The sequence below is a fragment of the Zobellia uliginosa genome (assembly GCF_900156625.1).
In the GTDB taxonomy this organism is placed as follows: Bacteria; Bacteroidota; Bacteroidia; order Flavobacteriales; family Flavobacteriaceae; genus Zobellia; species Zobellia uliginosa.
In genome coordinates this window covers 104,772-126,306 of record NZ_FTOB01000005.1, presented here as the reverse complement: position 1 = coordinate 126,306, position 21,535 = coordinate 104,772, and the positions used below count along the sequence as shown (strand labels likewise).

The 21,535-nt window shown below is 43.7% G+C and carries 19 protein-coding genes; 15 read left to right on the top strand and 4 right to left on the bottom strand.

Translation table 11 applies throughout. The features are described from left to right. Positions 1-7: 7 nt before the first annotated feature. The 3 genes from BW980_RS17010 to trkA form a co-directional block, all read right to left on the bottom strand. A complete protein-coding gene (locus BW980_RS17010) occupies positions 8-2,158 on the bottom strand; it encodes a zinc metalloprotease (RefSeq protein WP_076456390.1) in 2,151 nt (716 codons plus the stop codon). A 353-nt stretch (positions 2,159-2,511) separates the two neighbouring features. Then, positions 2,512-4,002: a TrkH family potassium uptake protein gene (locus BW980_RS17005; RefSeq protein ID WP_076456389.1), complete on the bottom strand. Its 1,491-nt coding sequence runs from the start codon at positions 4,000-4,002 to the stop codon at positions 2,512-2,514. Next, complete coding sequence (gene trkA, locus BW980_RS17000) at positions 4,002-5,351, bottom strand: Trk system potassium transporter TrkA (protein ID WP_013992137.1); 1,350 nt, start codon at positions 5,349-5,351, stop codon at positions 4,002-4,004. Before trkA ends, BW980_RS17005 begins: the two co-directional genes overlap by 1 nt. A 213-nt stretch (positions 5,352-5,564) precedes the next feature. On the opposite strand from trkA, the gene ubiE reads away from it, so the two are divergent. After that, a complete protein-coding gene (gene ubiE, locus BW980_RS16995; protein WP_076456388.1) occupies positions 5,565-6,296 on the top strand; it encodes a bifunctional demethylmenaquinone methyltransferase/2-methoxy-6-polyprenyl-1,4-benzoquinol methylase UbiE in 732 nt (243 codons plus the stop codon). A gap of 77 nt (positions 6,297-6,373) precedes the next feature. After that, entirely contained in the window at positions 6,374-7,093 is a 720-nt protein-coding gene (porT, locus tag BW980_RS16990) for a type IX secretion/gliding motility protein PorT/SprT (RefSeq protein ID WP_076456387.1), read from the top strand. 7 nt (positions 7,094-7,100) lie between these two features. Here porT and BW980_RS16985 read toward each other — a convergent pair whose 3' ends face one another. Then, positions 7,101-7,823 carry a TrmH family RNA methyltransferase gene (locus BW980_RS16985; protein WP_076456386.1) on the bottom strand — a complete coding sequence of 241 codons (723 nt, stop codon included), beginning with the start codon at positions 7,821-7,823 and terminating at the stop codon, positions 7,101-7,103. A 188-nt stretch (positions 7,824-8,011) separates the two neighbouring features. On the opposite strand from BW980_RS16985, the gene tamL reads away from it, so the two are divergent. The 13 genes from tamL to BW980_RS16920 all read left to right on the top strand — a co-directional run bounded on the left by tamL (position 8,012) and on the right by BW980_RS16920 (position 21,527). Further along, positions 8,012-10,624: a translocation and assembly module lipoprotein TamL gene (gene tamL / locus BW980_RS16980; RefSeq protein ID WP_076456385.1), complete on the top strand. Its 2,613-nt coding sequence runs from the start codon at positions 8,012-8,014 to the stop codon at positions 10,622-10,624. Between the two features lie 208 nt (positions 10,625-10,832). Further along, a complete protein-coding gene (gene fbaA / locus BW980_RS16975; protein ID WP_013992142.1) occupies positions 10,833-11,900 on the top strand; it encodes a class II fructose-bisphosphate aldolase in 1,068 nt (355 codons plus the stop codon). Between the two features lie 36 nt (positions 11,901-11,936). Continuing rightward, positions 11,937-12,812, top strand: a complete 876-nt coding sequence (gene accD / locus BW980_RS16970) for an acetyl-CoA carboxylase, carboxyltransferase subunit beta (protein WP_076456384.1) — start codon at positions 11,937-11,939, stop codon at positions 12,810-12,812. Next, on the top strand, positions 12,809-13,294 hold the full coding sequence (locus BW980_RS16965; protein ID WP_076456383.1) for a hypothetical protein: 486 nt from the start codon (positions 12,809-12,811) through the stop codon (positions 13,292-13,294). The genes accD and BW980_RS16965 overlap by 4 nt, the downstream gene beginning before the upstream one ends. Before the next feature lie 107 nt (positions 13,295-13,401). Continuing rightward, positions 13,402-13,671: a 30S ribosomal protein S15 gene (gene rpsO, locus BW980_RS16960; RefSeq protein WP_013992145.1), complete on the top strand. Its 270-nt coding sequence runs from the start codon at positions 13,402-13,404 to the stop codon at positions 13,669-13,671. 194 nt (positions 13,672-13,865) lie between these two features. Beyond that, positions 13,866-16,088, top strand: coding sequence for a polyribonucleotide nucleotidyltransferase (locus tag BW980_RS16955; protein ID WP_076456382.1), 2,223 nt, complete (start codon positions 13,866-13,868; stop codon positions 16,086-16,088). Between the two features lie 163 nt (positions 16,089-16,251). Next, positions 16,252-17,115, top strand: a complete 864-nt coding sequence (locus tag BW980_RS16950) for a sigma-70 family RNA polymerase sigma factor (RefSeq protein ID WP_013992147.1) — start codon at positions 16,252-16,254, stop codon at positions 17,113-17,115. Between the two features lie 236 nt (positions 17,116-17,351). Further along, complete coding sequence (locus BW980_RS16945) at positions 17,352-17,594, top strand: VF530 family protein (RefSeq protein ID WP_076456381.1); 243 nt, start codon at positions 17,352-17,354, stop codon at positions 17,592-17,594. 3 nt (positions 17,595-17,597) lie between these two features. Next, positions 17,598-18,047, top strand: coding sequence for a tRNA (cytidine(34)-2'-O)-methyltransferase (locus tag BW980_RS16940; RefSeq protein ID WP_076456380.1), 450 nt, complete (start codon positions 17,598-17,600; stop codon positions 18,045-18,047). A gap of 129 nt (positions 18,048-18,176) precedes the next feature. Beyond that, on the top strand, positions 18,177-19,196 hold the full coding sequence (locus BW980_RS16935) for an adenosine deaminase (protein WP_076456379.1): 1,020 nt from the start codon (positions 18,177-18,179) through the stop codon (positions 19,194-19,196). 96 nt (positions 19,197-19,292) lie between these two features. Continuing rightward, on the top strand, positions 19,293-19,973 hold the full coding sequence (gene rpe, locus BW980_RS16930; RefSeq protein WP_076456378.1) for a ribulose-phosphate 3-epimerase: 681 nt from the start codon (positions 19,293-19,295) through the stop codon (positions 19,971-19,973). Beyond that, positions 19,952-20,932 (top strand): YpdA family putative bacillithiol disulfide reductase, encoded by a 981-nt coding sequence (locus tag BW980_RS16925; RefSeq protein ID WP_076456377.1) that lies wholly within the window; start codon positions 19,952-19,954, stop codon positions 20,930-20,932. The genes rpe and BW980_RS16925 overlap by 22 nt, the downstream gene beginning before the upstream one ends. Positions 20,933-21,032: 100 nt before the next feature. Next, complete coding sequence (locus BW980_RS16920) at positions 21,033-21,527, top strand: hypothetical protein (RefSeq protein ID WP_076456376.1); 495 nt, start codon at positions 21,033-21,035, stop codon at positions 21,525-21,527. The last annotated feature ends 8 nt before the right edge of the window (positions 21,528-21,535 follow it).

Below are 21,535 nucleotides of genomic sequence, written 5' to 3'. Positions count from 1 at the left end.
CCACGTGTCAATTACGGCTATATTTATTCAAATCCTTCTCAATTTTATTGAGCTTTGTCGCACTGTCGTTTTCTTTTATAAAACCAAGAAGCTCGTTCAAATGTGCGTTGTTCGATGCAACACCATAGGTCTTGGCAAATTGCTCGGTACGTGACGTAGCTATATCGATCAAAGACTTTGCCTTTTTCTCATCGGCCTTTATCGTCTTGAACCCGCCCTTTTCCTCCGAGGCACTTTTTACGGCCGCCTGCGGTGTAGCTTCTTCAAAATTCATCATCTTATAATCTTTCATATAAGGCATAGCCAGTGCCATAGCCGCATGTACCGAAACATTACTTTCCGGTAGGCTGTCCACTACTTTTTGCAACACCTTGTTTCCAGTGGTAAGCACTCGGCTACCATTAAAAAACAAGACTCGCGCCACCTCTTCGGTAAAATATTGATTCGCCAATAATTGGGCTTCGGTAGTTTTAGGCAAGAGTACTTCCAATTCCACCTGATTGGAACTATAAACTTGATCCTTGTTCTCTAACATGGCCGAAATTTTATAGCTACCACTATCTTTTATATACCAACCATCGGGACCTGCGGATATAAAATGTTTATGGGTCATGATTTCATCGGGCAACAAGACCACCTCTTTATCCTCGAGAAGGTACTCGACAAAACTACGCACCTTAGACACCTTGCCGTTGGGCCCTTGAATAAGCACCATAACATTCTTAAGGTTGTCAATCAAGCGTTTGCTCACCGCTATGGGAGCACCGGAAGTATTCCTCAAGGTCAGCTCCAAATACACAGGCTCAAGGTATTCGGCCACTCGGCCTTCCTGTAATACGTTTATCTCTAACGACAACCTATTATCGGTAATGGACGCTTCTTGTTCAAAAGCGTGGTTCTCGAACCAGTCGCTATTTCCCATTTCAACAAAATCGTTAGGGGCATGGCGCATAAACAACAACTCGTTATCGGTAAACCTAAAATCAAAATCGGAATAGAAAGCGTTTTCACCCCCACTAACCCTACCGGGATAGTTCATAAAGCTACGGTCTTCAGGATCGTTGGCCAGTGGAATCCATGAAAAGCCAAAACCGGGATAGTTTTTTTGCCATGAATGGGCCAAATTAAAGGCATGCCCCATTTCATGGGCGGCCGTCCAGAATTTTGAACGTTTGACAAAGGCTGCCGGATTGGCGTCACCCACTGGCGCATTATTAATAAAAGAGTCGTAAAATATAGCCGTACCCTGTCTGTGGTTAGGACCGATATCATCGAACATAATCCCTCCAAGGTTCGGGCCTATATCATGTTGTTTGGCAAAGAAGGTCCACAAGGCCCACTTGGGTGCTGCGCTGAATTTAGACCAATAGGCCTGCATGGCATCATGCATTTCCATATTGCTCCAAGTACCATTCGCCCCTTTTAACGCCGAAGGAACCTCATCACCGGCGGATCGCGTAACCGTAAAACCAGCCCGCTGATACACTTTTTCAAGTGTCAATTTTTCTTTGACCAGACTCGCAGGCCTTATCGGATGGGCATGGGTATCTATAGACAACACCGGTTTTACCCCTTCTTCGTAATCGAATTCAAAATCGACTTTTCTAAACTGACTGCTACTAAAATTATAGGTCGAAACTTTTTTGGTATCTCCGTTTCCGTAAAAAGTGACCTTGGCCTTCTTGTTTTTTGGGAAGATTGAATTGGTCAACTCGATTTTGATATACTTGTAGGCAAACGAGGCTACATTACCATGCCTGTACCAGATTTTACCCAAGTAATCATTGCCCGACTTGCTCAACTTCGCTACGTAATGCACCCCTGGAAACCTCAGGTAACCACTGGCCATCATTAACGGAAATTGACCGTCAATATCAAGCCTCAGTTCTTCGTAAGAGAGAAATGGCAATATAGGAAGACTAGCCCGTTCTTCCTCGTTCAGAACATCAAGGTCAATTGCACTCTGAACCCCAGACGGCTTCATCTTTATCGGTATTTTCGGAAAGACCGGAAAGAACCTGCCCTTTTTAATGTACAAGCCGCTGTTTCTATACCAAAACGGTATCAGTTGGGCCTGTTGGCCAATTTCTTCCGGAGTTATTTCCCTTTCCAACTCCGCTACGTCCCCAATACTCGAATCTAAAACTTTTTTTCCCATGATAAAACGTATTTTATGATTAGAATTAGTAAATACAGACTAAGAACCAAATGCCCTAGGCATTGCTCATTTCAGGGGAAGGTTGAAGGTGCGGCGGCCAAACCATCATATTGCTGTAGCCCCACAATAATAGTTATATCAAAAAAGGAATACAATGTAAGATTTTTTCTACATTTATCAAAATATAAACATATAAATTACAGACTTGATAACACCAATTGTTCCAATAGCCTTATGGCGGTAAAAATTTGAAAACTACGTTGAAGTGCAAACGATACTTTACAAGGTTTTTTTGACCTTAAATGCAGTTGTCGAAAACAACTCGAAAAAATAAAGATCGGAAGAAATAATTTCTAGGTCCTCTTCCAGAAATAAGGGGTAAGTAAAATAAGAACCGTAAAGAGCTCGAGCCTACCGGCCAACATAAGAAAACCGCACCACCATTTACCCGCGTCGGGCAATCCGTTGAAATTGCTCAAGGGATAGAGTCCCCCAAAGGCCGGCCCCACATTACCAAGGGACGAGGCCGAACCACCAATGGCAGTTACAAAATCGATTCCCATGGCCCCTAATACCAAAGCCCCTATGATGAACAATAACATATACAGCACAAAAAACGCGATGATGTTATAAACGATTTTCTCTTTAACGGTCTTATTGTTGTAACGCACGGGGATAATGGCATTGGGGTGCAAGGTTCGCTTAAACTCCAACAATCCGTTCTTAATAATCAGTATATGCCGCATAACCTTGATCCCACCTGAAGTAGAACCTGCAGAGCCACCAAGGAACATCAGTCCGAAAAAGAAAACGGTCATAAAGGGTGTCCAACTAGTAAAATCGGCAGAAACAAATCCCGTTGTGGTAATTACCGATATAACTTGAAATAAGGTATGCCGAAAAGCGCTTTCCGCCTGCCCTAGCACCATCGGATGGTATTCGGTAAGCGGCACTTCCGCATGAAAATAGACCACTAGGGCCGACACCAGGGTAAAAATGACCACAAAGCCGCCATAATATCTAAACTCCTCATCCCTTAATACGCGTTGTACCTTCCCTTTAAAAGCAAAGTAACTGAGTACGAAATTGCTTCCTGCAAGAAACATGAACACAATAATAATGTACTGGATCATCGGCTGATCGTTCCAATAGGCCACACTTAGGTTCTTGGTCGAAAAGCCCCCGGTAGAAAGGGTAGCCAAGGAATGGTTTATAGCATCGAAGAAACTCATGCCCGCCAATTTCAAAAGCAGGGTTTCCGCCAAGGTATATCCGACATAAATCAGCCAAAGACGTTTGGCGGTATCGGTAATCCTTGGGTGCAACTTATCGGCGCTCGGCCCAGGGGCTTCGGCCGCGAACAACTGCATCCCCCCGATACCCAATAGCGGTAAAATGGCAATGGCCAAAACAATAATTCCCATACCACCGATCCAATGGGTAAGGCTACGCCAAAAAAGCAAGCCCTTGGGCAATACCTCAATATCATCTAAAATGGAGGCCCCTGTTGTGGTATACCCCGATACGGTCTCAAAAAAAGCATTGGTAACCGAGGGAATGGCCCCGGAAAAAAGATAGGGCAACATGCCCGAAAAAGACATTACCAGCCACCCAAAGGTCACGATAATATAACCTTCCTTACGCTTTACCTCCTTTTTATGTCCCTTGGTATAGAACATGGCAAAAATTCCAATAAACATTGTCGTTATCGCCGCCAAAGCTATACTTAGGGTAGCGCCATCATCATAGATCCCGCTTACCAAGGCAGCCAAGAGCATAAAGCCGCCGTTGCAAAGCAACAGCAGCCCCATGATATGAAATATTATTTTTGAATTTAGCTGCATTAAAGAAACAATCGTTCAATTTTAGGAATGGCTTCCGGCAGACAACAGACCACTACCCGGTCGCCTGCCTGTATTTCAAAGCCCCCTAAGGCTATGATTCCTTCTTCTCCCCTGATGACCCCGCCTATGGTAGCGGCCCTTGGGAAATCAAGTTCACGGATAACACTTCCCGTTACCCTTGAGTTGGGTTTGACCACAAATTCCAGTATTTCCGCGTTTAAATTGTTCAAACGCATCAAAGCCACTACTTCACCTTTTCTAATATGGCGAAATATGTTATTGGCCGCCAATAGCTTTTTATTGATCAAGGTATCTATACCTATGGAATGCGATAGTTGAAAATAGTCCATATTCTCGACCAAGGCAATGGTTTTCTTGATACGCTTCGACTTGGCCACAAGACAAGACATAATGTTGGTTTCGGAGTTTCCGGTCACCGCAATAAAGGCATCCATAGACTCTAGGCTTTCCTCTTCCAACAATTCTACATTTCTACCGTCTCCGTTAATGACCAAGGCATTTGGCAAATCGTCAGCAAGATCAAAGGCCTTTTCCTTGTCCTTTTCAATAAGTTTTACATTGAACTTGTTGGCACACAGGTCTCGTGCGGCCTTAAAGCCCACTTTACTACCGCCCAAGATCATTACGTTTCGAATAGATTCCTTTTTTTTGCCCGTAAGCTTGTACAGTTGGTCTACCCCTTCTTTTGTCGTGATAAAATAAACCTGGTCACCGTGTTTAAAAACGGTGTCTCCCCGAGGTATAACCGTATATTGGGTACCGGTTCGCTGTAAGGCGATCGGCATAAAATTGAGTTCCGGAAAAATACGGGCCGCCTCCTTTACCGTCTTTCCGACAAAGGGCGCACTGGCCAATAGCGAAACCCCGATCATAATAAGTTTACCTTCCTCAAACTCGTAGGTATCGTTAAAAGCCGACTTGTTCAACAGCAGTTGTATTTCGGTCGCTGCCAGCTCTTCGGGGGAAATCAGCTCGTCTATACCAAGATCGGCAAAGCGGATGCTCTCACGTTCTTCGATAAACTCTGTGTTCGATATTCTGGCGATGGTTCTTTTACATCCCAATTGCTTGGCCAACATACATAAGGTAATATTGGTGGTTTCCGAGGAAGTTACCCCGATTACCAACCTTGAATTTTGCACATCGGCATCCCTAAGTACGGAAAGTGAAGTGGCATCACCACGCAGCACACGAATATCCAAATGAGTATCGGCATAGGCCAGACTCTCTTTTTTAGTATCGATGAGCGTAATATCCTGTGATTCGTAAGATAGCAGTTTGGCCAAGTGAAAACCTACTTCACCAGCGCCTGCGATTATAATTTTCATGTATCAGCAACTTTGTTGGGATCGGCAGCACACACCCCTCTATGCATATAAAACCAGTTTCTAGCTTATATTTTGCTGGGCAAAATTACATAATATTTCGGTTGACTTTCTAAAATGCCCATAAAATACACTTTACCCTCCTAGGCTTTCGTGGTGTTGCATAAACGTTTACTTGTCACGATATTGTATCTTTGCCCCAAAAATTGCCCAAAAATGGACAAAAAGGTTACTCCTTACAAAGATTCCGAGCTTGGAAAGAAAGACCAAGTTACGCAAATGTTCGATAACATATCAGAAAATTACGATGGCCTGAACCGTGTCATTTCCTTCGGTATAGACATCAAATGGCGCAAAAGGGTGGTGGCCATTTTGACCGCCAAGGAACCCAGTTCCATATTGGACATTGCCACAGGCACAGGCGACCTCGCCATTAACCTGGTGGAAACCGGAGCCGAAAAAATTGTGGGCCTTGACATATCTCCCGGAATGCTAGAGGTCGGCAAAAAGAAAGTAGCCCAAAAAAACCTAGATCAAAAAATAGACATGGTTATCGGCGACAGTGAAAACCTACCTTTTGAAGACCATAGTTTCGATGCCGTAACCGTAGCCTTTGGTGTTCGAAATTTTGAAACCTTGGAAAAAGGCCTTGCGGAAATATACAGGGTATTGGCCCCAAACGGCACCTTTGTGGTCTTAGAAACCTCGGTACCGACCAAAACCCCTTTTAAACAGGGCTATAACACATACACCAAATACATGTTGCCCGCCATTGGCAAACTCTTTTCCAAAGACAAAGCAGCCTATTCTTACCTGAGCGAATCGGCATCTGTTTTCCCACATGGTGATGCCTTCAACAATATTTTACGCAAAATCGGGTTTATAGAGGTAGAGAACAGGCCCCAAACATTTGGGGTTGCATCGATTTACGTTGCCACAAAAAAATGACACGGTCGTTATGGCCAAATAAACCAGAGGTTCGACCTTTTTAAAAAGCGAAAAGCGGACGGATAATTTTTTTTTGAATGAAAAGATTTTTTTTGGTTCTGGGAGGTATTTTATTCCTATCCCTACCGGCGAACGCCCAATTCAATTCCAACCCGGTTCTAAATATTGAGAACAAGGATAAAAAATTCTTGAACTACGGCTATTTCTTGGGTTTCAACCAATACGGATTCAAATTTGAATACAAACAAGATCGGGGCAACCAAGGCACCGACATACAAGTCTTGGAGTCCACCGGATTTAACGTAGGCCTTATCGGCGAGCTGCGCCTTAATGAATTTTTGGATGTAAGGCTAGAGCCCGGACTATACTATAACGCCAGAACCTTGGGTTTTCCCGGATTCGCCGCAACTGACGAAGGAGAAAGGAATGCCATTACCGAAGTAAAATCGACTTACATCAATTTCCCCGTTCTTTTAAAGATCGGTACACGCCGTTTTGGTAATTTCAAACCTTTTCTAGTTGCCGGCCCATCGGCTTCCCTCAACTTGGGAAGCAACGAAAAAAGTCTTGATGACAACAGCAGCGGAACCTTCCGTATGAAAAAATGGACTTACAACTACGAACTGGGCTTCGGTATAGATTTCTACCTCGAGTACTTTAAATTCACCCCATCCATTCGCGGTGTCTTCGGCCTAACGGACGAACTGGTACGCGACAACGACCCCAACAGCCCATGGACCGGAAATATCGAATCCATGAAAACGCGCGGACTCTTTGTCAACTTTACCTTTGAATAAAAAAGCGCTAAACCCTTCTGATTTCGTTTAACAATATAGCCGTAGCAGTTGCTACGTTAAGGCTTTCCGTAGTGCTTTTCCCGAACTGGGGTATGCTTATTTTCCGGGACACCAAAGCTTCCACTTCTTTCGATACACCATTGGCCTCATTGCCCATTACCAATATTCCCGACTCGGGCATTGTCTTCGTATAAACACTTTCTCCGTCCATAAAAGCTCCGTATATCTCGACGGAAACTCCCTCTAAAAAAGTAGGCAAATCGGTATAACCGATATTCACACGCGATATCGACCCCATGGTAGCCTGCAAGGTTTTCGGATTGTAACAATCTACCGTATTCAAGGAACAGATCAAATGTTCAATACCGAACCAGTCGCACAACCGAATGATGGTCCCCAGGTTTCCCGGATCACGAACATCATCGAGCACAACGACCCACCCCGTCAAATCGGGCTTTCGGGCCTTAGGAATCTCAAAAACCCCCAATACTTTGTTAGGAGTGGTAAGCGCACTCATTTTTTTCAATTCCGCCTCTGAAACAAGCTCCACCAAACCAGCCGCACCCACCTCTATTTCGGCATCGGTACTATAAACGGCATTTACCTTGAAATCTGAGGCCACCAACTCGCTTACAACCTTTCTACCCTCGGCCACAAAAAGGTTGTGACGATTACGGTACTTTTTTTGGTGTAGACTTTTAACGAGTTTGATCTGATTTTTTGAAACCATGGTGTTCTGTGCGTCTTACGATGAATATATATGGACTGCAAATATGCCATTTTGAAGCTACAATTTATACTCTAACACTAAAATTAAGGTCATAAATTTCCCCCAAAAAAGTGCATCCCTACAGAAAACCCTATATTTTCGACTCCAAATAAAAAAGTTTAAACGAAATCAATGTATTTTTGACCTCTATGGGCAAAACGTTTCGCTTTACTAAGTCCACTATTAGAATAGGCCTATTGCTTATAGTTCTCGTGGTCAACTCGTGCAACACGCTAAAGCGCGTGGATGACGATGAACTTTTGCTCAAAAAAAACACCATTTATGCCGACAGCATTGAAGTCAAGAGCGAAGAAATAAAAAGTTTGATCGTTCAAGAGCCGAACACCACACTTTTAGGCTACCCACTGCGACTGAACCTGCACAACCTCGCTAAAAAAAATCCGGATTCGTCTTATCAGGCGTGGCTTCATGAAAGTGCAAAACGAGAACAGAGGCTGATCAATTTCCTATCCAAAAAACAGGTAGACCGATTAGGCAAATCTTTTCTGGTAAGCGGCCTGAGCGAATGGCTCAAAAAAGTCGGCGAGGCCCCAGCCATTTTAGACACCACAAAAACGAGGCGTACCTTGGAAAGACTGCGCGCCTATTACGGAAGCAAAGGTTACTTCAACAATAACACCACATACGAGATAGACACGCTTGGCAAAAAAAGAAGGGCCATGGTTGCCTATAAAGTCGACCTCGGCCACCCCTTTATGATCGATTCGGTATCCAAAAAAATTGCATCAAAGGCCATAGACTCCATTTATGCCCTCCATAAGGCGGAATCGTTCGTTCAGAGCGGAGACCAATTCGACCTTACCAAATTTGCCAGTGAAAGGGAGCGCCTCAGCACTATTTTCAGAAATTCAGGTATCTACAACTTTCAAGAAAGCTCAATTTCTTACGACATCGCTACCGATACCACCAAATTGGCCAATGATCAAAAAATGAACATTGAGCTGAACATCGACAACTTTAAGAGACGGGGCGACAGTGCCGTAACCAGTGCCGAATACAAAGTGTACAAATTTGACAAGATCAATATCTACACCGATTATTTATATGACGAACGCGATAGCGAACAAAAGTTCATCCGTTATGGAGACTACACCATTTTCTACCGCAACAAACTAAGGTTCAAGCCCAAAACCTTGGCCAATGCCGTATTTTTCGAAAAAGACAGTATCTATAAAGATATAGACCGTACCCGAACCTATAGGCAAATTACCAGTTTGGGCGTTTTTAAATATCCTACGATCACATCTACACCCAACGATAGCGCTGCGGTTTTAGACGCCAACATTTATCTGGCGGCGCGACCCAAGTATTCACTGGGAACCTCTTTTGAGGTCACCCGATCCAATATTCAGCAGGTAGGCTTGGCCCTAAGTCCTTCCTTACAGGCCAGAAACTTGTTCGGGGGGGCCGAAAACCTAAATTTGGCAGGCAGATTGAGCATTGGCTCATCGAACGACCCCAGTATAATAGACAGTCGGTTCTTTAACATTCAAGAGTTCGGGGCCGACCTCACCTTAGACATACCAAGGTTCTGGTTTCCCTTTATCAACACCAGTAAAATTATACCCAGCTATACCCTGCCCAGAACACGGATTTCCGTCGGAACGAGCTTTCAGAAAAATATAGGTCTAGACAAACAGGCCTTCAGTACGGTCTTGGGGTATAACTGGACACCTTCGGACTTTATCAAACACAACATTGAACTGCTCAACATACAGTTCGTAAAAAACGTAAACCCCGACCGCTTTTTTAATGTCTATCAAAACTCCTACGAACAGTTAGATGCGGTAGCCGATAATTTTGACAGCTATAACGACGCCATAAACTACCCCGAACTGACACGTAATTTTGAAACCTCGGAAAGTTCGGACGACCCCAGCCTTCGTATTCCTTTAGGAACGACCGATTTCACAAGGGCCATTCTTGATGGGACGGTGTCGAGTACCGCTGATGAATTTCAAACCGTAAGCCGTATCGAAGAACGAAGACAACGGCTTACCGAAGACAACCTGATCTTTGCCAGCAATTACACCCTGAACCTGAACAACCGCGAAGGGCTTACCGACAACCAATTCTATCAATTCAGGTTCAAGTTCGAAAGTGCGGGCAACGTTTTATCCTTGCTCTCGAACATTGTTCCCTTCAATGAAAATGACAGCGGAGACCAATTGGTTTTCAGCGTTCCCTATAGCCAATACCTTAAAACGGAATTCGACTACGTAAAATATTGGGCTACATCGCGTACCAACGTATTGGCCTTTCGTAGCTTTTTCGGTATAGCCATTCCATATGGAAACTCCGACAACATTCCCTTTGTCCGCAGTTATTTTGCAGGAGGGGCCAACGACATCAGGGCCTGGTCTCCCTATTCCCTCGGACCCGGAAGCACCGATGCCATTAACGACTTTAACGAGGCCAACCTAAAAATCGAACTCAACCTTGAATATCGCTTCCCCGTAATAGGAAATATGAAAGGAGCCCTCTTTGCCGATGCCGGAAACATTTGGAACGTTTTCGATAACGTAGAAGACCCCGCCGCTACCTTTACCGGGTTCAAATCCTTGGAAGACGTTGCCCTAGGAACCGGTTTTGGTCTCCGATACGATTTCACCTATTTTATCTTAAGGGCCGATTTGGGCTTCAAAACCTATAATCCGGCGGAAGAAATGTCAAAACGATGGTTCAGGGACTACAATTTCGCCAACTCGGTACTCCAAATTGGGATCAACTACCCCTTCTAAAATGGCCGTAAATTATTTTTTCACCCCACCATGCAGAAACGGGCGCATCTTTTAAAACACTTATAAAACAGGGCGGAAAAAGGCTAATTTTATCACAATATTCGGCCTTATAGGGTATAAACTTATAAACACCCATCTTTTTAGACCTATTTATTTTATTACATTTGCCCTATTCATTTTTTACATAACTATATAGACCAGAAATATTATGGCCCACAGTATAAAACCAGGTGTCGCAACAGGTGACGAAGTACAAGCGATTTTCAATTATGCCAAGGAGAAAGGATTTGCCCTTCCGGCAGTGAACGTTATCGGTTCAGATACGATCAACGGTGTTCTAGAAACAGCAGCAAGCTTAAATGCCCCCGTAATCATCCAATTTTCCAACGGCGGTGCTCAATTCAACGCCGGTAAAGGTCTATCTAACGATGGTCAAAAGGCCGCCATTCTTGGCGCCGTTGCCGGAGCAAAACATGTTCACCAATTGGCAGAGGCCTACGGTGCTACCGTTATTCTTCACACCGACCACTGTGCCAAAAAATTATTGCCTTGGATAGACGGACTTTTAGATGCCAGTGAAAAGCATTTCGCCGAAACCGGAAAATCTCTTTTCAGCTCGCACATGATCGACCTTTCCGAGGAGCCTCTTGAAGAGAACATTGAAATCTGCAAAGGCTACTTAGAGCGTATGAGCAAGATGAACATGACCTTAGAGATCGAACTTGGTATCACAGGTGGTGAGGAAGATGGTGTTGACAACTCAGATGTTGACGATTCTAAATTGTACACCCAGCCCGAAGAAGTTGCTTATGCTTACGAAGAACTTTCTAAAGTAAGTCCGAAATTCACTATTGCGGCCGCTTTTGGTAACGTGCATGGTGTATATAAACCAGGTAACGTTAAGTTGACCCCAAAAATCCTTAAGAACTCACAAGAATACATTTCCGAAAAATACGGTGTAGAGCATAACCATATTGATTTTGTTTTTCACGGGGGATCGGGCTCTACCGTTGAAGAGATCAGGGAAGCTATTGGCTACGGGGTTATAAAAATGAATATCGACACCGATTTGCAGTATGCATTTTTAGCCGGGGTACGTGATTATGTCCAAGACAACAAAGACTACCTACAATCACAAATCGGAAACCCAAAAGGTGCCGACGAACCTAACAAGAAATATTACGACCCAAGAGTTTGGCTACGTGAAGGAGAAAAATCCTTTATCGAAAGATTGAAGAAAGCCTTTGAAGACCTAAACAACGTTAACACCCTATAAGGTAGAAATACATCCCCAAACTAATTTATGGAAGATATGACGGCTTGGTTCAGAAGAAAGGAAAAGGGAATACAAACGGCGACCGAAGAGAAAAAAGACACCCCAAAAGGGTTGTGGTACAAATCTCCAACGGGAAAGATCGTTGAGTCTGAGGTACTCGCCAAAAACTTTTATGTAAGCCCTGAAGACGACTATCACGTTCGCATCGGGAGCAAAGAGTATTTTGAAATACTTTTTGACGACAACAAATTCAGGGAACTGGATGCCAAATTGACTTCTAAAGACCCTTTAAAATTCGAGGATACCAAAAAATATTCAGAACGTTTAAAGGCCGCTCAGAAGAAAACAGGACTCAAAGATGCCGTTAGAACCGGCTTCGGAAAGTCTATGGGCAAAGACATTGTCATAGCCTGTATGGATTTTAATTTCATAGGCGGCTCAATGGGTAGTGTGGTAGGCGAAAAAATCGCACGGGCCATAGATTATGCCATAAAGAAGAAGGTGCCTTTTGTTATGATTTCAAAATCAGGTGGGGCCCGTATGATGGAAGCTGCCCTTTCATTGATGCAATTGGCCAAGACCTCGGCCAAACTGGCTCAATTGGCAGAGGCTAAATTACCGTACATATCGCTTTGTACCGACCCGACTACAGGGGGTACAACGGCTTCATACGCCATGTTGGGCGATATTAACATCTCCGAACCTGGTGCCTTGATCGGTTTTGCCGGGCCAAGGGTGGTAAAGGAAGCTACAGGAAAAGAACTTCCCGATGGTTTCCAAACAGCGGAATTTGTAAAAGAACACGGTTTTCTCGATTTTATCTCCCATAGAAGGGATTTGAAAAAGAAAATCAATCTTTATATTGATTTGATCCAGAACAACCCGGTTAGGTCTGAGGAAATTTCAGCATGAAACCTATAGTTCTTCTTATTTTCATTTCACTGGGGTTGAGCTGTTGTTCTACCGATAAAGAAAAAGAGCTTGCCGCTGAAGATGCGGCAAGCTCTTTAAAAGATGGGGCCAGGGTAATCGCAGTAAAGACTACCGGAAATGAGAACGCCTATTCTTTTGAGGTCACCATTGAAAGCGCAGATACCGGTTGCGATCAATACGCCGATTGGTGGGAAATCGTCGACCTTGACGGACACCTTATCTATCGAAGGATCCTTACCCACAGCCATGTTGACGAACAACCTTTTTCACGTACGGGTACAAACATCCCATTAAAAAAGAATACCCAAGTATACGTTCGCGCCCATATGAAGGCCACCGGATATTCTACCAAGGGGCAAAAAGGCTCCGTAGAAAGCGGTTTTATACCCACGATCTTGGATACCCAATTCGCCAATGACCTGGAAAAAGTAGATCCGCTTCCATCAGGATGCGAATTTTAGTCCACATATTAAGGGGGGCTCCCTTTAAAATATCAATTTTAATTGTATCTTTGCCGCTTGACCGAAAATCGGACATATACATAAAAATCATTTAAAACAATATTGGCATGTATCTAACAAAAGAAGTAAAAGCCGAAATCTTTAAGAAACACGGCGGAAAAGAGGAGAACACTGGTTCTACCGAAGGACAAATCGCATTGTTTACACACCGTATCAATCATTTGACCGGCCACTTAAAAAGAAACCACAAAGATTTCAACACTGAGCGTTCGTTAGTACGTTTGGTAGGTAAGAGAAGAAGTCTACTCGATTACTTGAAAAAGAAAGATATTGTAAAATATCGTGAGCTTATCAAGGAACTAGGTATTAGAAAATAAGTATATCATAAGGGCTGAAATTTTCGGCCCTTATTTTTTTTATCTATTTTAGTCATCCTGTGTATTAGGATTTTTTTTACAAAAAGCTGCACCCAGTTTTTCATTGGTCAACACAACACAACAACTTCGACCTTCAACAAGTCGATAAGACCATTGTTTAACGATTCGTCGAAAGACGTATTTAATTAAAATTTATGATTCCAAAAGTATTTAAAGAGGTCATCGACCTCGGGGACGGTAGGGAAATTTCTATCGAAACCGGAAAATTGGCAAAACAGGCCCATGGTTCTGTTGTTGTACAATCAGGAAAATGTATGCTGTTGTGTACCGTTGTTTCCAATTACAAACAAAGTGATGTTGACTTTCTTCCACTTACGGTAGACTACCGCGAAAAATTTGCAGCAGCGGGCCGTTACCCAGGCGGTTTCTTCAAAAGAGAAGCCAGACCAAGTGATGGGGAAGTATTGACCATGCGTTTGGTGGACCGTGTACTACGCCCACTTTTCCCAAAAGATTACCACTCTGAAACCCAGGTGATGATCCAACTCATGTCGCATGACGAAAATGTAATGCCAGATGCAATGGCCGGTTTGGCTGCATCTGCCGCCATTCAATTATCCGATTTCCCATTTGAATGTGCGATTTCAGAAGCACGTGTTGGTCGTGTTAATGGTGAGTTCATCATCAACCCTACCAGAGCGCAATTAGAAGAGTCCGACATCGATATGATGATCGGTGCCTCTGCCGATTCCGTTATGATGGTAGAAGGTGAGATGGATGAGATTTCCGAAGAGGAAATGACAGAAGCCATCAAGTTCGCACACGAGGCAATCAAAGAACAATGTGCCGCCCAATTAAGACTTGCCGAAGCTTTCGGCAAGAAAGAAGTTCGCGAGTACGAACCGGAAAGAGAAGACGAAGAATTGGCCAAAAAAGTTCACGACCTTTCTTATGACAAAGTATACGCCGTGGCAAAAGCCGGTTCGGCAAAACACGAGAGAACTGCCGCATTCGATGCTATCAAAGAAGAAGTAATAGCTACTTTCACTGAAGAAGAGCAAGAAGAATACGGCTCCTTGATCTCTAAATATTTCTACAAGGCCGAAAAAGCCGCTGTTCGTGACCTTACCTTAAACGAGGGGCTACGTTTAGACGGGCGTAAGACCGATGAAATCAGACCTATCTGGTGTGAAGTCGATTACTTGCCATCTACACACGGTTCAGCTATTTTCACCCGAGGTGAAACCCAAGCCCTTGCAACCGTAACCTTAGGTACTTCTAGGGATTCTAACCAAATAGACATGCCATCGCACGAAGGCGAAGAGCGTTTCTATCTACATTATAACTTCCCTCCTTTCTCAACAGGTGAGGCAAGACCTATCCGTGGTACCTCACGTAGGGAAGTAGGACATGGTAACTTGGCACAACGTGCCTTGAAAGGAATGGTTCCCGATGATTGCCCTTATACCGTACGTGTTGTTTCTGAAGTATTGGAATCTAACGGTTCTTCTTCTATGGCAACGGTATGTTCGGGTACTATGGCATTGATGGACGCCGGTGTTCAATTGAAAAAACCGGTCTCAGGTATCGCCATGGGCTTGATCACAGATACAGAAAGTGGTAAATACGCCGTACTTTCAGATATTTTAGGTGATGAAGACCACTTGGGTGATATGGACTTTAAAGTAACCGGTACCGCCGATGGTATTACCGCTTGCCAAATGGACATTAAGGTAAAAGGCCTTTCTTACGAAATTTTGGTAAATGCCTTGAAGCAAGCCAAAGATGGTCGCTTACATATCCTTAAAAAACTGACCGATACTATCGCCGCTCCGAACCCAGACGTGAAACCTCACTCTCCGAAGATGGTAACCCGTGTAATTCCTAACGAATTCATCGGTGCACTTATCGGACCTGGTGGAAAAGTGATCCAAGAACTTCAGAAAGAAACCGGAACTACCATTGTTATCAATGAAGATCCCGTTACCGAAGAAGGTATTGTTGAAATATTAGGTACGGACCAAAACGGTATCGACGCGGTATTGGCCAAAATCGACTCTTTAATGTTCAAACCTGAAGTAGGCAGTGTTTACGAGGTCAAGGTCATTAAAATGTTAGATTTCGGTGCCGTAGTGGAATATTTAGACGCTCCGGGCAATGAAGTATTGTTGCACGTGTCGGAATTGGCATGGGAACGTACCGAAAATGTTTCCGATGTTGTAAACATGGGCGATGTTTTTGACGTAAAATACATGGGTACCGATCCTAGAACCCGTAAAGAAAAGGTTTCTAGAAAAGCCTTGTTACCTAAACCCGAAGGTTTTGTAGAAAGACCACCACGTAACGACAAGGATCGTGGTCGCGGTAGAGATGATAGACGAGGGGGCGGACGTGATCGCAAACCTAGAAGAGACTAAATTCTCTAAAAGTTTAACATAATTTAAGCCCCAACTCGTTAAGTTGGGGCTTTTTTATGCGACTTATCTAAAAAATGAACTTTTTTTCACCTGTTTGTAACATTTCTGGCTTTATTACGTATAAGTATATGCAGTCTATGCAAACTGAACCTAATTTATTTACATGAGACAGCTTAAAATAACAAAACAGGTCACCAATAGGGAGACCGCATCTTTGGACAAGTACTTGCAAGAAATAGGCAAAGTAGACTTGATTACAGCAGATGAAGAAGTAGAATTGGCACAACGTATCAAGGCAGGCGACCAGGTCGCTCTTGAAAAACTCACAAAGGCCAATCTTCGATTCGTTGTATCGGTTGCCAAGCAGTACCAAAACCAGGGACTTACTTTACCCGATTTGATCAACGAGGGTAACCTTGGCCTTATTAAGGCCGCACAACGTTTTGACGAAACGAGGGGATTTAAATTTATTTCCTATGCTGTATGGTGGATTCGTCAATCGATTTTACAAGCTTTGGCCGAACAATCACGTATTGTACGTTTGCCATTGAACAAAATTGGTTCGATCAACAAAATCAACAAGACCTTTGCTTTTCTTGAGCAAGCACATGAGCGTATGCCATCTGCGGAAGAAATTGCAAAAGAGCTAGATATGACAGTGGAGGATGTGAAGCAATCACTTAAGAACTCAGGTCGTCACGTATCTATGGACGCTCCTTTGATCGACGGTGAAGATTCTAACCTATACGATGTACTTCGTAGTGGTGAATCGCCAAACCCCGACAAAGAATTGTTGCATGAATCTTTGCGCACCGAAATTGAACGCGCTTTGGAAACCTTGACCCCTAGGGAGGCCGATGTTATCCGTTTGTACTTCGGTTTGGCCGGACAGCATTCAATGACCCTCGAGGAAATTGGCGAGACTTTTGACCTGACAAGGGAAAGGGTTCGTCAGATTAAGGAAAAAGCGATCAGAAGGTTGAAACACACTTCTAGAAGTAAGATCCTAAAAACCTATTTGGGTTGATCGCCCAAGAAAATTACACGTTAAATAATCCTTAAATTGGATATTTGGCATATATATTGTAATTTTAAAAGCAACAACAGTTTATCATGACTGTTCGTTTTTTGATTGATGAATAAACTCCGGCTGATTACCGGAGTTTTTTCATTTATAACATTTATATTACACCCGCACTATAAGAGTGTATATACAGAATGTAGTTATGCTTCAAGACCAAAAAGACTATACCTCCAACACCTATGGAATCTGAAAACAAAACACCGAAAACCCAGCCGAACAACCCCTTACATGGGGTAAAACTGGCCGATATCTTAGAAAAGCTTACGGAAAAATACACTTGGGAAGAACTGGCCGAGCGCATAAATATCAACTGTTTTAAAAGCAATCCTACCGTAAAATCCTCGCTTAAGTTCCTCAGGCGAACACCATGGGCCCGAACCAAGGTAGAACAGTTATATCTAAAATCGTTTCACAAAAAATAGCCCATGTCGTTCAATATTGTACTTGTAGAACCAGAAATACCCAACAATACCGGAAATATTGGTAGACTGGCACTGGCCTCTGGCGCCAAGCTGCACCTTATAAAACCCTTTGGCTTTGAATTGGATGACAAACGCCTTAAACGGGCGGGACTTGACTATTGGCCCCATCTCGATTTGCACCTATACGACAGCTTAGACGACTTTCTGGAACAACACGGCGACAAGAGCCTCATACTCTTTTCCAGCCATGCTTCAAAAAATCATTGGTCCATTCCCTTTGAAGACGAACAATTTCTTGTATTCGGCAAAGAATCGGTGGGCCTTCCCCCTTCCCTACTTTCGAGGTACGAAGACCACCTATATAAAATCCCCCTTTACAGTGAGCACGTTCGAAGCCTAAATCTGGCCAATGCCGTGGGCATTGCGGTTTATGAAGGCCTGAAGCACATATAAACAGAAAGCCCCTTAAACAAGACCGTATACATTTTAAGGACCTACAATCGTAAAAAGCGACGAGCTTTGTAAAAAAATGCTTCAATTGAGTGGTAAACCTCTCATTTTCTTAACCAAATGCACTTCCCTATGAAAGACACTTCCATTCAAACTTTTATCGAAGGCTTACCCAAGACCGAACTCCACCTGCATATTGAAGGAACGTTTGAACCTGAGTTAATGTTCAAAATTGCAAAACGGAACCATCTTAAAATTGATTATGCCGATGTTGAGGCCTTAAAACGGGCCTATAGCTTTAACAACCTTCAAGAATTCCTAGACATTTACTATGCCGGAGCCTCGGTCCTTATCAAGGAAGTGGACTTTTACGATCTCACCTGGGCCTACCTGACCAAGGTAAGCGGGCAAAATGTCAAACACGTAGAAATATTCTTCGACCCACAGACCCATACCGACCGCGGTGTACCCTTTGAGACCGTCTTATACGGAATCTACAAGGCCTTGAAAGATGGCCAAGAACAATTAGGCGTCAGCTTTAAACTGATCATGTGCTTTTTAAGGCATCTTGACGAGGCATCGGCCTTTAAAACATTGGAGCAGGCATTGCCCCACAAAGACAAGATCCTTGCCGTAGGACTTGATTCCTCTGAAGTGGGCAACCCTCCATCAAAGTTCAAAAACGTCTTTAAAAAAGCCTTGGAAGAAGGCTTCTTGACGGTAGCCCATGCCGGCGAAGAAGGTCCGCCGGAATATATCTGGGAGGCTTTAGACCTGCTCATGGTCACCCGAATAGACCATGGTAACCGCTGTCTCGACGACCCGAAACTGGTAAAGCGGCTAGCCGAACAACAAATTCCACTTACCCTATGCCCCCTATCGAACCTTGAATTAAAGGTGGTTCGCGATCTAAAGGAACATCCCTTGCCCACTATGATGGCCCATAACCTATTGGTGACCATCAACTCTGACGACCCCGCTTATTTTGGCGGCTATATGAACGAAAATTACTGGGGCCTAGCCCAAGCCTTGAACCTTTCAAAACCTCAAATAGCGACGCTGGCCAAAAACGGATTTAAGGCGAGTTGGCTGAATAACGACGAAAAACAAAAGTACATAGACGAAATTGAAGGCTACCTTCAAAAACACTGACCAAAACGGCAGAAATACCATTCTTTTGTCGGCATGGGATAAAACGTAAAAACACAATTCACTACTTTTGTACAAATCTTTTTGAACAGACACAAAATGAGCAAGACAAAAATTGCACCTTCCCTTCTGGCGGCCGATTTCGGCAACTTGCAGCGCGATATAGAAATGGTAAACGAAAGTGATGCGGACTGGCACCATATCGACATTATGGACGGGGTATTCGTTCCCAACATCTCCTACGGTATGCCCGTTGTAAAAACCATCGCCAAGCATGCTACAAAGCCCTTAGACGTGCACTTGATGATTGTAGATCCTGACCGTTATATCAAAACTTTTGCAGAGCTGGGCGCTACCCATCTGACCGTTCACTACGAAGCCTGTACACATTTACACCGAACGATACAAGCTATAAAGGCAGAAGGCATGAAGGCCGGGGTTGCCCTAAACCCGCATACCAATGTCAACCTGCTCAAAAACGTGATAAAAGATTTAGACATTGCGCTTATCATGAGCGTTAATCCTGGGTTTGGGGGACAAAGTTTTATTGAAAACACCTATGAAAAGATACACAACCTCAAAGAACTGATCAAAGAATCGGATGCCCCAACCCTAATAGAGGTCGATGGCGGCGTTAATTCAAAAAATGCAAAAGCCCTGATCAAAGCCGGTGCCGATGCCCTGGTAGCAGGAAGCTTTATCTTTAATACCGAAGACCCAAAAAAGACGATTTCAGAACTTAAAAAATCAACCGATAGATGGAGCATTTTCGAGTTGTAATTATAGGAGGTGGACCTATAGGAATCGCATGCGGACTTGAAGCCAAAAAAAAAGGACTGGATTACGTTATCCTTGAAAAAGGTCCTATTGTAAACTCCTTGTTCAACTACCCACAGAACATGCAGTTTTTTTCTTCTTCGGAAAAGCTTGAAATCGATGAAATACCTTTCATCAGTAAAGAGGCGAAACCCAAGCGAAATGAGGCCCTAGAGTACTATCGAAGAATCGTTAGTTCCAACAAGCTGAACATACGCCTGTTCGAAAAAGTTGAAAAAGTTGAAAAGACCAACAGAAGTTTTAGCATCGCTACTAGCAAACAAAGCTATACCGCCGACAAGGTTATTGTGGCCACAGGGTTTTACGACCTGCCCAATACACTGAACATACCGGGAGAAGATCTGCCTAAAATTGCCCATTACTACAATGACCCGCATTATTACGCCCATCAAAAACTAGCCGTTGTGGGCGCTAGCAATTCCGCCATCGACGCAGCTTTGGAATGTTGGCGCAAGGGGGCCGAAGTGTCACTGATCATAAGGGGAAACGAAGTGGGCCAACGCGTAAAATATTGGGTACGTCCCGATATCATCAACCGTATCGAAGAGGGCAGTATCAAGGCGTATTACAATTCGGTGCTCAAAGAAGTTCGCCCAAATGAAATCGTTGTCGATACCCCTGAGGGTACTATCATTTTAGAAAACGACTTTGTATTGGCCTTGACAGGTTACAAGCCGAATTTTGATTTCTTGACACGTATGGGAGTCAAACTTTCAGATGACGAAAAAAAATTGCCCCAATACGATCCCGAGACCATGGAGACCAATGTCTCCGGAATTTATTTGGCAGGGGTTATCTGCGGAGGCATGGAAACCCACAAGTGGTTTATAGAAAATTCTAGGATACACGCCAAACTCATCATTGCATCTATCCTTAAGGAAGAGGAAATCAGCAAAACCTAAAATTTACAGCCCCCCGTTTTCAGGGGGTATGATTTCACGGTTACAGGTATTTACCGGGGTGGTACAAAATATGACATTTGTACCATCAAGAACCTGAACAATGAAATACATCTACCCAACACTTTTATGCATTTGTCTGGCCGTGGCCGCGTACTACAACAACAAATCGAACAAAGCACATGATTCGGGCCATTTTGGAAAACCCGAACAGTATACCCTATTGGTCCAGCGGGGCGCCTTTCATTTCGATTCGTTCAAACTTACCCGGAACAAAATTTCCCACATTCCGGGCATCGCCTCCAATTTTGAGACCTCAACCCATAACAATAACAGCCAAACCTTTTTAGACAGCTTACAGACCATAGGTTTTTTTAAGAAATTAGAGGCCAGCGGATTCTGGGACTTAGAATCGTACTACGGTACCGACACCTCTTGTACCAGTCAACTAATTGTCACCTTGCGCACGGGTAAAAAGTCAAAAACCGTAATTTGCGACGATTACCAAAGTGATTGCCCCGAATTGTTAAAATATATCGAGAAAAAAGTTGTTGAATTGGAAGGGAACCATTTAAAACGTACGTACCTCCCAGGATAAAACCGAAG

What these genes read in the sequence shown, in the direction of transcription:
- tamL (WP_076456385.1), top strand. Translation starts at nt 8,012, where the DNA reads ATGGGCAAAACGTTTCGCTTTACTAAGTCCACTATTAGAATAGGCCTA.
- BW980_RS16955 (WP_076456382.1), top strand. Translation starts at nt 13,866, where the DNA reads ATGATTCCAAAAGTATTTAAAGAGGTCATCGACCTCGGGGACGGTAGG.
- BW980_RS17010 (WP_076456390.1), bottom strand. Translation starts at nt 2,158, where the DNA reads ATGGGAAAAAAAGTTTTAGATTCGAGTATTGGGGACGTAGCGGAGTTG.
- rpsO (WP_013992145.1), top strand. Translation starts at nt 13,402, where the DNA reads ATGTATCTAACAAAAGAAGTAAAAGCCGAAATCTTTAAGAAACACGGC.
- porT (WP_076456387.1), top strand. Translation starts at nt 6,374, where the DNA reads ATGAAAAGATTTTTTTTGGTTCTGGGAGGTATTTTATTCCTATCCCTA.
- BW980_RS16945 (WP_076456381.1), top strand. Translation starts at nt 17,352, where the DNA reads ATGGAATCTGAAAACAAAACACCGAAAACCCAGCCGAACAACCCCTTA.
- BW980_RS16965 (WP_076456383.1), top strand. Translation starts at nt 12,809, where the DNA reads ATGAAACCTATAGTTCTTCTTATTTTCATTTCACTGGGGTTGAGCTGT.
- ubiE (WP_076456388.1), top strand. Translation starts at nt 5,565, where the DNA reads ATGGACAAAAAGGTTACTCCTTACAAAGATTCCGAGCTTGGAAAGAAA.
- rpe (WP_076456378.1), top strand. Translation starts at nt 19,293, where the DNA reads ATGAGCAAGACAAAAATTGCACCTTCCCTTCTGGCGGCCGATTTCGGC.
- BW980_RS16985 (WP_076456386.1), bottom strand. Translation starts at nt 7,823, where the DNA reads ATGGTTTCAAAAAATCAGATCAAACTCGTTAAAAGTCTACACCAAAAA.
- BW980_RS16935 (WP_076456379.1), top strand. Translation starts at nt 18,177, where the DNA reads ATGAAAGACACTTCCATTCAAACTTTTATCGAAGGCTTACCCAAGACC.
- fbaA (WP_013992142.1), top strand. Translation starts at nt 10,833, where the DNA reads ATGGCCCACAGTATAAAACCAGGTGTCGCAACAGGTGACGAAGTACAA.
- trkA (WP_013992137.1), bottom strand. Translation starts at nt 5,351, where the DNA reads ATGAAAATTATAATCGCAGGCGCTGGTGAAGTAGGTTTTCACTTGGCC.
- BW980_RS16940 (WP_076456380.1), top strand. Translation starts at nt 17,598, where the DNA reads ATGTCGTTCAATATTGTACTTGTAGAACCAGAAATACCCAACAATACC.
- BW980_RS16925 (WP_076456377.1), top strand. Translation starts at nt 19,952, where the DNA reads ATGGAGCATTTTCGAGTTGTAATTATAGGAGGTGGACCTATAGGAATC.
- accD (WP_076456384.1), top strand. Translation starts at nt 11,937, where the DNA reads ATGACGGCTTGGTTCAGAAGAAAGGAAAAGGGAATACAAACGGCGACC.
- BW980_RS16950 (WP_013992147.1), top strand. Translation starts at nt 16,252, where the DNA reads ATGAGACAGCTTAAAATAACAAAACAGGTCACCAATAGGGAGACCGCA.
- BW980_RS17005 (WP_076456389.1), bottom strand. Translation starts at nt 4,002, where the DNA reads ATGCAGCTAAATTCAAAAATAATATTTCATATCATGGGGCTGCTGTTG.
- BW980_RS16920 (WP_076456376.1), top strand. Translation starts at nt 21,033, where the DNA reads ATGAAATACATCTACCCAACACTTTTATGCATTTGTCTGGCCGTGGCC.